Annotated in this window: 14 protein-coding genes and 1 pseudogene; 7 read left to right on the plus strand and 8 right to left on the minus strand. The window is 60.5% G+C overall.

The genetic code is table 11. The features are described from left to right. Positions 1-182 precede the first annotated feature (182 nt). The 5 genes from EDC35_RS08415 (at position 183) to EDC35_RS08435 (ending at position 9,211) form a co-directional block, all read left to right on the plus strand. Positions 183-2,222, plus strand: a complete 2,040-nt coding sequence (locus tag EDC35_RS08415; RefSeq protein WP_165903382.1) for a type I restriction-modification system subunit M — start codon at positions 183-185, stop codon at positions 2,220-2,222. Then, positions 2,212-3,474, plus strand: a complete 1,263-nt coding sequence (locus EDC35_RS08420; protein WP_132976815.1) for a restriction endonuclease subunit S — start codon at positions 2,212-2,214, stop codon at positions 3,472-3,474. The genes EDC35_RS08415 and EDC35_RS08420 overlap by 11 nt, the downstream gene beginning before the upstream one ends. After that, positions 3,471-5,150 carry an RNA-binding domain-containing protein gene (locus EDC35_RS08425; RefSeq protein WP_132976816.1) on the plus strand — a complete coding sequence of 560 codons (1,680 nt, stop codon included), beginning with the start codon at positions 3,471-3,473 and terminating at the stop codon, positions 5,148-5,150. Before EDC35_RS08420 ends, EDC35_RS08425 begins: the two co-directional genes overlap by 4 nt. A gap of 145 nt (positions 5,151-5,295) precedes the next feature. Continuing rightward, a complete protein-coding gene (locus EDC35_RS08430) occupies positions 5,296-8,451 on the plus strand; it encodes a type I restriction endonuclease subunit R (protein ID WP_132976817.1) in 3,156 nt (1,051 codons plus the stop codon). Beyond that, positions 8,420-9,211 (plus strand): M48 family metallopeptidase, encoded by a 792-nt coding sequence (locus tag EDC35_RS08435; protein WP_132976818.1) that lies wholly within the window; start codon positions 8,420-8,422, stop codon positions 9,209-9,211. Before EDC35_RS08430 ends, EDC35_RS08435 begins: the two co-directional genes overlap by 32 nt. Before the next feature lie 16 nt (positions 9,212-9,227). Here the strand turns inward: EDC35_RS08435 and EDC35_RS08440 are convergent, their stop codons facing one another. Beyond that, entirely contained in the window at positions 9,228-9,593 is a 366-nt protein-coding gene (locus EDC35_RS08440) for a hypothetical protein (RefSeq protein WP_132976819.1), read from the minus strand. On the opposite strand from EDC35_RS08440, the gene EDC35_RS08445 reads away from it, so the two are divergent. Together EDC35_RS08445 and EDC35_RS08450 are read left to right on the plus strand one after the other, a co-directional pair. After that, positions 9,580-9,948, plus strand: coding sequence for a helix-turn-helix domain-containing protein (locus tag EDC35_RS08445; protein WP_132976820.1), 369 nt, complete (start codon positions 9,580-9,582; stop codon positions 9,946-9,948). The two genes, EDC35_RS08440 and EDC35_RS08445, sit on opposite strands and share 14 nt — an antisense overlap. Before the next feature lie 58 nt (positions 9,949-10,006). Next, complete coding sequence (locus EDC35_RS08450) at positions 10,007-10,516, plus strand: ImmA/IrrE family metallo-endopeptidase (protein WP_132976821.1); 510 nt, start codon at positions 10,007-10,009, stop codon at positions 10,514-10,516. 591 nt (positions 10,517-11,107) lie between these two features. Here the strand turns inward: EDC35_RS08450 and EDC35_RS08455 are convergent. From EDC35_RS08455 to EDC35_RS19110, 7 genes and pseudogenes are all read right to left on the minus strand, one after another. Next, a complete protein-coding gene (locus EDC35_RS08455; RefSeq protein WP_132976822.1) occupies positions 11,108-11,404 on the minus strand; it encodes a hypothetical protein in 297 nt (98 codons plus the stop codon). Then, entirely contained in the window at positions 11,382-11,789 is a 408-nt protein-coding gene (locus EDC35_RS08460) for a hypothetical protein (RefSeq protein ID WP_132976823.1), read from the minus strand. The genes EDC35_RS08455 and EDC35_RS08460 overlap by 23 nt, the downstream gene beginning before the upstream one ends. A gap of 216 nt (positions 11,790-12,005) precedes the next feature. Beyond that, the gene (locus EDC35_RS08465; protein ID WP_165903383.1) at positions 12,006-12,356 is read right to left on the minus strand and encodes a helix-turn-helix domain-containing protein; all 351 of its coding nucleotides are present in this window, start codon (positions 12,354-12,356) and stop codon (positions 12,006-12,008) included. Positions 12,357-12,460: 104 nt separating this feature from the next. After that, positions 12,461-12,826: a hypothetical protein gene (locus EDC35_RS08470; RefSeq protein WP_132976825.1), complete on the minus strand. Its 366-nt coding sequence runs from the start codon at positions 12,824-12,826 to the stop codon at positions 12,461-12,463. Then, positions 12,823-13,488 carry an ATP-binding protein gene (locus tag EDC35_RS08475; RefSeq protein ID WP_243651558.1) on the minus strand — a complete coding sequence of 222 codons (666 nt, stop codon included), beginning with the start codon at positions 13,486-13,488 and terminating at the stop codon, positions 12,823-12,825. Before EDC35_RS08475 ends, EDC35_RS08470 begins: the two co-directional genes overlap by 4 nt. Before the next feature lie 19 nt (positions 13,489-13,507). Further along, complete coding sequence (locus EDC35_RS18825) at positions 13,508-13,912, minus strand: hypothetical protein (protein ID WP_243651561.1); 405 nt, start codon at positions 13,910-13,912, stop codon at positions 13,508-13,510. 273 nt (positions 13,913-14,185) lie between these two features. Beyond that, positions 14,186-14,383 (minus strand): annotated as a pseudogene (locus EDC35_RS19110) (helix-turn-helix domain-containing protein); the annotation flags it as partial. Between the last annotated feature and the right edge of the window lie 95 nt (positions 14,384-14,478).

Below are 14,478 nucleotides of genomic sequence, written 5' to 3' on the forward strand. Positions count from 1 at the left end.
CTGAGTGCATCCGCACAAGCGATCGTGACAGATCGACCCTAATCGTCTGCATCATCGCCAGTCGTGCCACAGCAGGTGGGCATCCGTGAAGATTCCCAAGAGTGATATTCTCGCCACTCGGTAGCGGATACCCCGAACCTTGACTGGCCTGGATGCCGACAGCGGAATCGATGCAGGACGACATGAAGCTCACGCAACAACAGCTCGAAGCCCACCTCTGGGGTGCGGCGAATATCCTCCGGGGCAAGACTGCCGGGCAGGACTACAAGAATTACATCCTCTCGCTGATGTTCTACAAACGCCTCTGCGACCAGTGGGAGAACGAGGCAGATGAGGCCATCGCCGAGCAGGAGCGGCAGCAGGGCCGGTTATTCACGGACGCCGAAAAGGCGGTCTTCCGGGCACGCGGCGCGCATCGTTTCAACATCCCCAAGGGTTGCCGCTGGGGTGACGTGCGGGAGGCGTCGGTCAACCTGGGCGAAGTCCTCACCTCAGCCATGTGGGCCGTGGCCGATGCCAACAGCGAGCTGCGCGGGGTCTTTACCGTCGATTGGAATCAACCGGCCCCCGATGGCAGCGGGCGACCGCTGATTCCCAACGAAGTGGTTCACGCGCTGGTCCAGCATTTCAACACGCACGATTTGTCGAATGCGAGCGTCCCGCCCGACATCCTGGGGCGCGCCTACGAATATCTCATCAAGCAGTTTGCCGACGATGCCGGGGCCAAGGCGGGCGAGTTCTTCACCCCGCCCGAAGTCGTGGATACCCTGGTGCGCTGTCTGGAGCCGCAGCCCGGCGACACCCTCTATGACCCGACCTGCGGCAGCGGCGGGATGCTGGTGCACGCCGCCGATTATCTGCGCGAGTGCGGCCATCATGCCACCGCCGCGCAGTATTTCGGGCAGGAGATGAATTGGGGCAATGCCGCCATCGGTAAGATCAACTCGGTCCTGCACGGCTTAGAGGCGCAAATCGCCGCCGGGGCCAGCACCATTACCGACCCCTCCTTTCGCGACAACCTGGGCAAACCGCGCAAGTTCTCGCTCGTGCTCGCCAATTTCCCGTTCTCTGACGAATTCTGGTGGTTGAAGCCTGAACTCCAGACCGACGACAAAAAGAAAAAGGACCGGCTCAAGAAAGAGGTTTTCAGCAAGGAAGGCTACAAGGATCCCTTCGGTCGCTTTGGACGCGGCACCGCCTTCAAAGCCCCGCCAGCGGGTTACGGCGACTATGCCTTTATTCTGCATATCCTCGCCTCGCTCACCGACGCCGGGCGCGCCGGCATCGTCTGCCCGCAAGGCGTGCTGTTCCGGGGTCAACCCGAAGTGGAAGAGGAAACCGGCGAATTCGACGCGGACGGCAACCCCAAGATCAAGCGCCGCAAGGCCGACGATGAGCATCTGATCCGCAAGGCGCTGCTGGAGGCGCGGCTGATCGATGCGGTCATCTCGCTGCCGCTCAATGTCTTTTATGGGGCCGGTGTCCCGGCCTGTCTGCTCCTGCTGAACAAGCAGCGCCCGCCCGAGCGTCACGATCAGGTGTTGCTCGTCTATGCCGCCCGTCACTACCGCGAACTCTCCAACAAGAACGAACTGCGCCCGCAGGATGTGATGCGGATGCTGGTCCATGTTCAGGCTTACGGCGACGCCGCCAGGGTGCCCGCCCTGGTCGCCCAGCACAGCCAGCGCATCCGCGAGCAGATCAGCGCCCGCGAGCATGACGAAGTGGAGCGGTTGGAAGCGGAATCTGCCGATTGGGCCGAGCGGTTGGACAAGCTCGGTCCCCAGATCGCCGACACGCTGGCAAAACTCGCCAAGCTCACCGTGAAGAGCGAGCAGACCAAAACCAAAAAGGCGTTGGACATGCTCCAGGCCCAACGCGACCGCGCCGCCGCCAAGATCGGCGAGCGAGACGAAAAGATCGCCGAAGCCCGCCGCCGGGCCGAGGATGACCGGCGCGATGTCGATCAGGTCGGGGCCGAGTTGGTCGCGCTCTATGGCGACCCTGACGAGCTGCTGAAACAGGCTCGCGTGGTCGGGATGGCGGAGATCGCGGAGAACGAATACAACCTCAATATTCCGCGCTATGTGGATACGTTTGAGCCGGAGCCGAGGGTGGGGGTTAAAGACGCGCTATCGGGACTGTACGCGGCTGAAGCTGCATTGGCCGATGCCGACCAGGAATTGAGCAAGCTCTTGAAGGCAGTTGGTTATGCAGAATGATTGCTTTCCCGAGGCTGTGACAGTTTGGCCCAAAGCGTCTGTCAGCTCTCTCGCACAACAGAATCCTCGTTATCCACTGAAGGGAGGCAAGGAATATCCTTTCATCGAAATGGCATCGGTCGCCGAGAACTGCCGTGGAATTCTTCAGATCGACACCAGAAAACTGGAAGGTTCTGGACTATCGCGTTTCAAGGTGAACGACACGCTTTTCGCGAAAATCACACCCTGCCCAGAAAACGGAAAAGTCGCATTCGTTGACAGCTTGCCAGACGAGTTTGGTATCGGCTCCACTGAATTCATCGTGTTGTCCCCAAGGAACGGCACAGACCCGAGATTTCTTTATCACTTGCTATGTTCACATGCCGTTCGAGGGCGGGCGACTGCGCGAATGGAAGGATCTACAGGCCGTCAACGTGTCCCGGAAGATGTTTTTGATCGTCGCTTACTGGTTCCGATTCCAAACCCTGACGAACAAACCGCCATCGCCCGTATTCTCGATGCCGTAGATGTGGCGATTGAGCGGGCGCGTGAGGCGTTGCGTAAGGCGAAGGATCTCGACCACTCCTTACTGCACGAGTTGATCGAGCCAAGAACCGGCGCCCACAAATCAAAGACCGCCGCTCAATGGCCGTTGAAGCGAGTCGATGAGGTTGCGGAGGTTGGATCTGGGTTGACTCTGGGCAAGGATGTCACGGGCTTCAAGAACGTCGATCTGCCCTATCTGCGGGTCGCCAATGTCCAGGATGGACATCTGGATTTGAGCACCATCAAAACCGTCAGGGTACGACTGGATGAAGTCGATCAGTATCGACTCGAAGCCGGCGACGTACTGATGACCGAAGGCGGAGACCTCGACAAGCTCGGACGAGGAGCCTTGTGGGAAGGCCAGATTCCCGATTGCCTGCATCAGAATCACATCTTTCGGGTCCGTGCCAATCGTGCGCTGCTTGACCCGCGTTTCTTCTCCTATGTGGTCGAGTCAGACATCGCGAAGCGGTATTTCATGCGCGTTGCCAAGCGGACAACGAACTTGGCATCGACCAATAAGACCCAGGTCCGCGCCTTCCGCTTTCCCGTGCCGCCGTTGGATGAACAGCAACAGATCGCTGAGATCGTGCAAGCAGCAAAGGCGAAGATTCGCGCCCTTGAGCAGAAGGAACAAGCTCTACAACAACTCAAGCAATCCCTTCTGCACGACCTCCTCACCGGCACCGTTCGGGTTGGCGATGCTGGCATTGCTCCGACCCCATGAACACGCCAGAACTCACCGCCCTGCTTGACCGTTTACGGGCCGAGCCACGCGAAAGCGAATGGCTGGAGTTCAAGGCCAACCGCTTCGAGCCGCGCGCGTTGGGCGAGTATGTGTCTGCGCTGGCGAATTCGGCCTGCCTGCTGGGCCGGACCCGCGCCTATCTGGTGTTCGGCATCGCGGATGGCACCCATGAGGTGGTGGGCACCACGTTCGACCCGGCAGCGGAAACGGTCAAGGACAAGGACACCAAGGGCAACCAATTGCTGCCGCTGTGGCTCTCGTTGCATCTACAGCCCAACACCGGCTACGAGATCCATCCCTTCGCGTACCAGGGCCAGCGGGTGGTGCTGTTCGAGATCCATCCGGCCTATGACCGTCCGGTGGAATTCGACGGGACGGCCTATATCCGCGATGGTTCCAGCAAGACCGAACTGAGCAAATATCCGCAGAAGGCGCGGCAGATCTGGAACAGCCGGATCGACTGGAGCGCGGAGGTGTGCGAGCGGGCGACCCTGGACGATCTCGACCCGGACGCCATCACCAAGGCGCGCGCCGAGTACAAGGCCAAATTTCCCGCCAAGACCGCCGAGGTGGACGGCTGGGATGCGATCACCTTTCTCAACAAAACCAAGCTGGCGAGCCGTGGCGGATTGACGCATGCCGCCTTGCTGCTGCTGGGGCGCGAGGAATCCAGCACGCTGCTGACGCCGGCGGTGGCGCGGATGAGCTGGATCCTCAAGAACGACCGCAACGAGGAGCAGGATTACGCGCACTTCGGCCCGCCCTTCCTGCTCAATGTGGATCAGGTGCTGGCACGCATCCGCAATCTCACCGTGCGCGAGCTGCCGGATGGCACGCTGTTTCCCGTCGAGATGTCGCAATACGACCCCTGGGTGATCCGCGAGGCGTTGCATAACTGCATCGCGCATCAGGATTACGGACTACGGGGGCGCATCAACATCGTCGAGACACCGGGTGGCCTGATCCTGAGCAATGTGGGATCTTTTCTGCCGGGCACGGTGGAAACGGTGATTCAGCGCGATGCGCCGCTGGAAATCTACCGCAATCCCCTGTTGGCGGAAACGATGGTCAACCTGAACATGATCGATACCCAGGGTGGCGGCATCAAGCGCATGTTTCTCAAGCAGCGCAGCCGCTTTTTCCCTTTGCCGGATTACGACCTCGCCGAGCCGGAGCGGGTCAAGGTGACGCTTCAGGGGCGGATTCTCGACGAACGCTATACCCGTCTCCTGATGGCGAACACCGACCTTGATCTGTTCATCATCATGCTGCTGGACAAGGTTCAGAAGGGGCGGACGATTGCCCCAGAAGATCATCGCTTGCTCAAGGCCCGCAAGCTCGTGGAGGGGCGTTATCCGAATGTGGTGGTGGCTGCCAGTGTGGCCGCCGTGGTGGGCGAGAAGGCGAAGCACATCCGGGATCGGGGATTCGACGGGAAATATTATCAAGATCTGATTTTGGCCTTGATCCAAGAACATCAGCCGGTGACGCGGGAGGACATCGACCGGCTGTTGCTGGACAAGCTCCCGGAAGTGCTGGACGAACAGCAAAAGCTGAACCGCATTCACAATCTGCTCGGGAAGCTGGCGAAGGAGGGTCTTATCCGCAACGAGGGGAGCCGCAGAAGTTCACGCTGGGTTTTGATAAATCGCTAGCCATCGAGCAACGGGAAACCTTGGCGGCGATCAAAAAGAGCTGCTTATCGAGTTGTGAACTATACGGAATTTTATTGATAGCGAGGCCGAATCAGTTTGTCCTTCGGCGCAGTAAATCAAAAAACGCATCAAAAAGGACTGCCTTATGAGCGAAGCCGGTTACGTCGAACTCCCTATCCTCCAATGGCTGTCTGGTCATGGTAGCTCGTCCCCCGGCGATCAGGGGCTGGGCTGGACCTATCGCACTGAGGCCGAGATGGCGGCCTTCAACCGCCCGCTGACCGATCCACTGGTCGAAACACTGCTGGTCGAGGCGATCATCCGCATCAACGACCACGTCAAGACCGCCGATCAGGCCCGGCTCGCGATCAAGGCGCTGCGCCAGACGATGGCTCTCCCGGACAGGCTCACGGCCAACCGCGAAACGCTCGACCGCCTGCGCGATGGGGTCAAGGTTGAGCTGATCCCCGGCGAAGAGGCCAAGACGGTTTATTTCATCGCGTTCGATCCCGCCAAACAGCATCTCAACGACTTTACCGCCACCAATCAGTATCGGGTGCAGGGCATCAAGCAATGCCGCGAGGATACGGTGCTGCTGGTCAACGGCATCCCGCTGGTGATCGGGGAATACAAGAGCTACCTCAGTAGCGGCAAGGAGTGGACTGAAGGGGTGCATCAGCTTCACCGCTACCAGCGTCAGGCGCCGCTGATGCTGGCCCCGAATGTGTTCTGCATTGCCGCCGATGAAGACGCTTTCCGTTACGGGACGGTGCTCTTTCACGATGCCAGCCAGGATGAGATCAACCGCCATCTCGATACCTGGGGGCCGTGGCTGTCGCAGTATCCAGAGAAAAAGGGCTGGTGGAACGAGCCAGAGGCCGATGACCCGGACGATCCGCTGGAAGTCCCGGTCAAGGGGCTGCTGCGTTTGGCGCCCTGCCATGTGCTCGATTTCCTGCAACACTTCATCGCGTTCGAGACCAAGAAGGGCAGGACCATCAAGAAGGTGGCCCGCTATCAGCAGTTCGAGGCGGTGAACGACATCCTGGACCGCACGCTGGCACTGATCGGCCAAGCGGTCGAGGCGCAGAACCGGACCGGGCTGGTGTGGCACACCCAGGGCTCGGGCAAGTCGCTGACGATGGTGTTCGCGTCCTATAAGCTGCGGCGGCAAGGGGTGCTCCGGAATCCAACGGTGATCATCGTCGTGGACCGGCGCGACCTGAAAACGCAGATCTCGGATGATTTCGACGCCTGCGATTATCCCAACGTCGAGAAGGCCATGGGGGTGGCCGATCTCAAGGCCAGACTCAGGCAGCGGTGGCGCGGCACCCTGGTCACAACGGTTCAGTCATTCCAGAAGATGACCGATCTGCAACCGCTGGACGATGACAACATCATCGCCCTGGTGGATGAATGCCACCGCTCGCAGAAGGGCAAGCACGCCGAGAGCTACGCCATGACCATGCGGGTGAAGCTGCCCAATGCCTTCCGCTTCGGGCTGACCGGCACCCCGATCGATCGCTCGATGGTCAACACGCATCGCGATTTCGGCCCGGTCGTCGCTGGGCAGCAGGAGCGTTACCTGAGCTACTACGGTATCAAGCGCGCGATCAAGGACGGGGCGACGCTGGAGGTGCATTACATCCGCGACAAGGTGGCCTTCATCGTCGATGAGAAGGCGCTCAATGTCGGCTTCGAGCAGATGTGCGAGGAGATGGAACTTGACGACGAAGAAGCCAAGGATCTGATCCAGCGCCAGCGCGCGCAGTGGAAGGAACTAGCCCGACATCCTGAGCGGGTCGAGATCGTGACCCGGAAGCTGCTGGACCATTTTCTGGCCTATCCCGACCCGAGCGGCTTCAAGGCGCAACTGGTAGTCGTGGATCGTCTGGCCTGCGCCCGCTACAAGGATGAGCTGGACAAACAGCTCAAGGCGCGCGGTCTGCCGCCGGGCTGGACGGATGTCATCATCTCCGAGGGGCAGAACGACGATGAGGATCTGGCACGTTTCCACTACGGCAAGCAGAAACAGGACGATCTGATCGACTACTTCAAGCTGACCCCGCGCCAGTGGGAGGACTGGAACCGCGAAGGATTCGGCGAGAACCGCGACACCTGGCGTCCACCGTTGAAGATCCTGATCGTCTGCGACCGGCTGCTGACCGGCTTCGATGCCCCCATCGAACAAGTGATGTATCTCGATAAGCCGCTGCGCGATCACAACCTGCTGCAAGCCATCGCCCGCACCAACCGACCGTTGCCCGCCCTGGGCAAGCGCACCGGCGTGGTGGTGGACTATTTCGGCGTGTTTGCGGATCTGTCCAAGGCGCTGAACTTCGACGAGAACATCCGCGAGGAGGCGCTGATCGATTGGGATGCACTGAAAGCCACCGTGCCGGGCGAGGTCGCGCGCTGCCTGGAGAGCTTCAAGGGTATTCAGATCGCCGACACGCGCGATTGCCTGCTGGCCGCGCTGCGGGCGCTCAAGGATCCCGACGCAGCCAAAGCCTTCGAACACCATTTCAAGAGCCTGGAGCGGCTGTGGGAGGCGCTGTCGCCCGATCCCTGCCTCTATCCGCATCGCCATGTCTACAACTGGCTGTGCAGCCTCTACATTGCCTATCGGCGTCGGCAGCGAGGCGCGGCGAACCAGGGCACCCACGGCGAACTCTCGGCCAAGACGCGGGAACTGATCGATCAGAATACGACCTTCATGGATACGGCATTGGCCCTGCCGGTCTTCAAGATCGACAAGGACTATATCGCCAAGCTCGATGACTTGCCGAGTCCAGCAGACAAAGCCGCCGCGCTAGAGGCGCTGCTGACCGCCGAATTGAGCGAGGATGCGGCGGGATTCGTCTACCGCCAACTCGGCGAGCGGCTGGCCCGCTTGAAGGCCAAGAAGGACGCGGCCGACAAAGCCGCCGAGCAGCGTTTGAAGGCGTTACAGGCCATCGCCGACGAGAAGGTCAAAGCGGACGGCGAACCCAACCGACTCAATCTGACTCGGCCCGGCGAATACCCGCTCTTCGCGGTCTTGCGGCAGTGCTCCAGCAATCAGGACGAGATCTATCTGAGCGAGTGTGCGCGGAACATGATCAGCTCTTTGTGCCATCACAAACTCTTGTTGCCGGGCTGGACCCATTCCAAAGGGGGACGCATGCGGGTTGAGGACTCGTTGCTCGCCGAATCCTGGAACCGGCGTTACGCCGCACTCGGCTTTGACTCCAGCGACCCGCATCCCGCCTTCCTGGAGCCCGCCGTGAATGAACTCGCCAACGCCGATGCCACCTGCTGAAGCGATTCATGAAAACGACGTGCGCGGCCTCCTGCTCGCGGGGCGCGAGGTGTGCTGTCGATTCGTGCGCTCCAAGGCCGCTCGGAAGCTGCGGATCAAAGTCCATCCCGATGAGGTGGAGATCGTGGTTCCCCAGGGTCGGGGCATCGCCGAGGGTCTGGCCTTCGTGCTCGAACATCAGACCTGGGTCGTCGAGCAACTGGAGCGCGCCCGCCAACTTCAGGGCGTGAGGCGGCCTGAGCAGCGGTTGACGGGGCAGATCCTCTATCGGGGCGAGGAGGTTCCGGTCAAGGTGGTGCGTCTGGCGTCCTGGCGGGGACCGAACCGCGTCGCGCTGGAGCATGGAACCATCTGGATCACGAGCGGCACGACACCACGGCTGCGGCCCTCGCAGTCCCTGGAGAACTGGTTACGCAAACAGGCGCGGCGCCGGATTGAGCAAGCCTTAGCGGTCGCGACCAAGCAGGTTGGCCGGGCACCGCATCAGGTCTACATCATGGACCAGCGTACCAAATGGGGAAACTGCTCCGGGCTCGGCAACCTGTCCTTTAACTGGCGTCTGATCATGGCCCCGGATGAGGTGCTGCGCTACATCGTGACCCATGAGGTCGTGCATCTGGCGATTCCCGACCACTCGCCGAAGTTCTGGCTCACGGTGCAGAGTCTTTACCCGCAAACGGACCGCGCGCGGCAGTGGTTGGTAGCGAATGGGCGGAGGTTGATGGTGAGTCTGTGTGAGTTGGTTGATGGGGAGGCTTGATCATGTCAGGTCAACGCTATCCAGTGGTCAACGGCAACTCCGCGATCGAGTGGGTCATGGCGCGGTAAGCGGTCACGATCGACAAGGCCAGCGGAATCCGCAACGACTCCAACGACTGGTCAGACGACCCACGCTGCATCGTGGAGCTGCTCCGGCGCATCGTGCGCATCAGCTTGGAGATCGTGCGGATTGTGGAAGGGTGGCCGTGGTTGGGGGTGTGACATCGGCGATTATCTGGCTTCTCGAAAATTTTACCTTCTGCGGTTGAATTATTTTGTGCATTCGGTTTAAACTGCTGTTGCCATGGGGCGAAACGGCAACAACAAAACTGGAGAACAGGGTGACTCAACACAATAGAGGTGACGACGATGGCCAGGCTCACACCGTTTGGGCAAGCGGTTCGTAAGCACCGGGTGGACCGTGATGAAACTCAATCAGACATTGCGCATGCTGTAGGCGTGTCTGTCGCGTTTTGGTCGGGCATCGAGACTGGCAAGAAAAATATCTCAGGGGATTTACTCGAAAAGCTCTCGCGGCATCTCGGGTTGCCCCCCGAGCAGGCTTCGAATCTTAGGCATTTGGCTGATGTGTCACGCGCGGAGGTAAAGATCAACATGCAGAAATTGAGCAATCCCAGTCGCGAGCTGGTTCTTGGGTTCGCGAGGAAATTTGAGGACGGCGGGCTGAGCGAACAACAAATGGCCCGCTTGCGGGACATCTTGGAGACGGAGGACTGAGCGCGTGTCTGGCCTCAGCTACGAAGTTCCGCCACTCTCCCGCCTTAACATCAGAGGCATGACCCGCAAGCTCAGGCAGATCGCCTGCGAGCTTGAGGGTCGCATAACTGACCGTCCTTTCTTTGATATCGTCCATTTCCTGGACGTTACCCTCGCAAAATATTCTAACGATTACATGCTTGAGTTTCTGACGGTTAATGAAATGCAGAGCTTGCATGGCGATGCCCATGCAATGGCATTTCCCGCAGATCAACTCATTCAGGTCAGAGAAGACATCTGGAAACGCGCTGAGGCCGGACATGGCCGTGATCGGCTGACACTTGCGCACGAACTAGGGCATCTGTTTCTACATGGAAAACCCGGTTACGCGCGCAAAATGGCCGACAGTTCGGTCAAACCTTATCGACAAAGTGAGTGGCAAAGCGATGCGTTTGGAGGAGAGCTGTTGGTGGCTGCCCACTTCATACAGCAGTGCAAGTCAGTTCGCGATGTCGCGCGCCTGTTTGGGGTGTCAGATACCGCAGCCGCAGCGCAGTGGAGAGCTTTTCAGAAGGATGGACTGGTTTAAAAACGATCGGCTTCGAGCGCCAACTCGAAGCCGTCGCGTCAGAGTGGGGCGGTTCGGGAGGCGCTTCACCCTTGGAACATCGCCGAGCGATATTGTATGTCTAGCAACTGCAATAGTAGTCCGCTGGGTCAGTGATTCCAAGCACAAATCTCCTTCCGAAAGGAGGTGATGTATGTGCAAAACCGCGTAAAGCCTGCCCCCAAGGGGTTTCGTTGGGTCTTCACTCGCTTCCGTCGTGTGCGGAACTCAACGCGCGTCCTCGACGCTCGGGACTACGGTCATGAGTGCTGGGCGTTCCTCGTCAGGGCTTAACTAACCGGCGGGGCTTCGGCCCCGTCTCAGCGCATGTTCATTGGAGATCATCGATATGAGTACGAAGAAACCTACCGTTCGACCCGGCGGCTCAGTTCCGGATTCAGGCATCTACCAATCGTCGCAGTCGAAGCGACGCGCAACGATGGTGAAGGGCGAGCCCGCACCGCCGACGCCCAGCAAGGGCGAACGCTGGACGCAAGTTGTGGATACCAACAAACCGAAACGCTAGAGGAAGAGGTAGCGCCCACCGCGAGGTGGGCGCTTTGCATTACTCACTCAATGCAACGGCGGTCGCTCGCGCTGCGCGTCAAGTTGCCGGAAGTAGTAGAATTCTACAGTTTCGATTTCAAACTTGCGCGCCAGATACTTGACCATCACACCGCCGACCGGATCGGAGAGAAATTGGACTTCCGACACATCTTCGGAAATCAGCGTGCAGCAGACCGCACCATCCAAGCAGGATGCCTCAGTCGTGACGCTCACGTCATGACGGCGCAGCACGGTGAGGACATCTTCTAACGGTAAGCGGCCCTCCATGTCGCCCTGCGGGTCATCCTTGGGCGGCAAGCGCATGATGGGCTCTCGTCTCGGGAAGATAGGCGATGCGATCAAAAGGCAAACGCTGCATTCCTCGCCCTAACGCGGACACATCATGCACCGTCATCAGACTGAAATCGAATGCCTGGGGCGCTTTGAGTTGGCTCCAGACGCTCTCGGGCGCGAACTTCAACAACCGTTCGATCGAATCGAACTGCCGCAAGTGCAAATCAACCGTGGCCGACAGCCCACGCTCAAAGTGCCGTTGCGCTTCTTCCAGTGACCAACCGCTAGCGGCATAGTCGATTTCGATCCCCTGCGCGAACCATTCGCCATCTTGCTCGGTCACGAGCACCCGTAGGTTGCCAATCTCGACCACGTGGCGATTCTCGTTGTAACCGTGGACAGCTTCAGCGTTCATCGTGTTTGCTCTGTGAAATTTAGTGTGTTGACCGCTGATCAAACACAATATCTTGTGTCTCTGGTAATGGGTTAAGCCATTGATTTTGTTTTCTTCAAGATTAACACATTTAACACATGCGGATTGGTAGACGCATCGTCAAGGTTGCAAGGCACATCGCTCAGATCGTGCCAAAATCGTACAATGTGCGCCTTGTGCTTATTTTGCCCTCGGCGTTTACGCGCTATCACGCTGAAAAGTCTGATTCCGCTCCAGCCACTCCACCAGCGCCACATGCGAAATACGGTGATGACAGCCGACGAGGAAGGAATCGAGGGCGCGCGGATGCGCCCGCCGGACGGCGGGATGCTCGGCCAGTTGGCACAGGGCGAGCAGGGTCGAGCGCGAGATCCGCAGCAGGCGGCACACCTCGCCGGGGCGGTAGACGGCGCGCGGGGGGATGCCCTCGGCGCGCAGCAGGTCGGCAAGCTGCCGCTCGACCCTGGTCCGCAGGTCGGGATCGGGTCGGGACTCGCCCCCGACGATGCCCCTCAGATCGCGCTGAACGCGCGTGACGCGATTGTCCATCCCCACCCCCTGCTCTGACCCTCGCCCGGCACGGATCGTCCGCACCTTGGGCATTTGACGGCCTTTCATCGCCGGTTGTTTTTTGTTGACGAGACACGCTGAGTTTACCCGCCCTGGCCGGCTTGCTCGCGCATCTGGTTCAGGATCGCGCGGGCCTCGGCGGCGAAGGGGCCGCTGAGGTTCAGCGGCGCGCGGTGCCCGTCGCCGTTCAGGTGTCGCGCCAAGACCCAAAGCTGTTGCCGGCTCGCGGGGCAGTTGGTGTAGCGCCAGCGGATCGCGGCGCGGTAGGCGTGCGGGCTGGTGCAGGTCGGCAGGGCGGCGAGCGGTCCCGGTGCACCCGGTGCGGTGTCGGCGGTCAGGCGAAAAGGACCGGCCCAGCAATGCGCGGAGAGCGCCTGAGCGGTCGCGCTGGGGGGATCGCCTTCCCAAGTACCCGGAAAGGCCGTGGCGAGGCGCTGAGGCGATGTCATGTGGATTCCTCCGGCTGACGCTGGCGGCGGTGGCTGGCCCAGGTGAAGGGGACGATCACGCCGCCTTCAAGCAGGCGGTCCATGATCCGCTCGCCGAGGTAAGCGTGAAGCTCGGCTTCGGTCAGGTTGCCGATCAGGACGACGGGCTTGATCGCGCCATAGCGAGCGTTGAGCAGATCGAACAGCATCGCGCGACGCTTCTCGTCGTCGCCGATGGCCACGCCGATTTCATCCAGCACCAGCAGATCGGGGCGGGTGAATGTGGCGAAGGCATCCAGCTCGGTGAGTTGGCTGCCGGGGGCATAGGTCGAGCGGATGGTGCGCAAGGCTTCGGACATGCCGACAAAGAGCCCGGTATGACCCTGGCGGATGACGTCCTGCAGGACGGCGCAGGCCAAATGGGTTTTGCCGGTGCCGGGTCCACCGACCAGCAGCAGGCAGTTACCCTGCTGGCGCACGCGCTGGAAGTTCGCGGCATAGCGGCGTGCGACGGCGAGGGCCGATTGCTGCTCTGGGGTGCGGGCGGTGAAGGCGTCGAAGGTGCGGGTCTGGAAGCGGGGCGGGATCCCAGCCCGGCCGATGGCGGTTTCAAGCCGGCGCTGGCTGATGTGCTGGCGTTCGCGTGCCAGCGCCTCGATCTCGGCGCGGCCAAAGGCTTCCAATTCGGCGAGGGCGGTGGCGCTATCCGCTACCAGCGTAGTCGCGCGCCCAGTCGGGCAGATCCTCGGGGCGGGTCGCGCCTCGGGTGTAGTCCTTGGCAACAAATTCTGAAGCGGCGGCATGGCGCTGTCCTCCGGTGCGGTTGGTGCGGCTGGCTTGGCCCTGTTCGCGGCGCACCCAGTTACGCCAAGTGGCGAACCAATCGGCTTTGCAGCCGCTGGCGCCCGGCTTGGCTGTCCAGTAGTCGGCGAAGAGTGCCCAGGTGCGTTGGGGGTCGAGATCCGGGCGTTCGGTGCGCGCCCAGGTGTCCCACTCGACCGGGAGGGTCGAGAGGGTTAGGCGCGAGCCGTTTGCAGATGGCGATTTTTTGCCTGCTCTCTGCTTTACCGGTTCACTTCCTGGTTCTATTCCTGATTCGTGTCTCACCGTGAGACAGGGGGTGTCTCTGTGTGAGACAGGGGGTGTCTCACCGTGAGACAGGGGGGTGTCTCTGTGTGAGACAGGGGGTGTCTCACCGTGAGACAGGGGGGTGTCTCTGTGTGAGACAGGGGGTGTCTCACCATGAGACAGGGGGGTGTCTCTGTGTGAGACAGGGGGTGTCTCACCGTGAGACAGGGTGTCTTTTGTCTCGGGCCGGATCGTCAGGTGATAAATGGTCGATGCGCGTCCATCTGTGCGGTCGCGTCGGATGTGCCCGAGTCGCTCCAGTTCGTCGGTGTGGCGGCAGATGCTGGCTTTTGATAATCCCGTCATGTCGGCGAGTCGGGAGAGGCTGGGCCAGCATTCGCAGCCGTTGGTGGTGCCGTTGCAGTGATCCGCGAGCGCGAGCAACAAGAGCTTTGCGCCAGGGCTGCATCCTTGTTGGGTCCACGCCCATTGAATGGCTGAGAGGCTCATCGCAGGCGGCTCGCAGATATAACAGCGCCCTCAGATATAATTACAATCCATGTAATAATTTCAGGCGCAATAACTCCCGTGAATTCACGTTTTGT

Source organism: Thiobaca trueperi (genome assembly GCF_004342175.1).
In the GTDB taxonomy this organism is placed as follows: domain Bacteria; phylum Pseudomonadota; class Gammaproteobacteria; order Chromatiales; family Chromatiaceae; genus Thiobaca; species Thiobaca trueperi.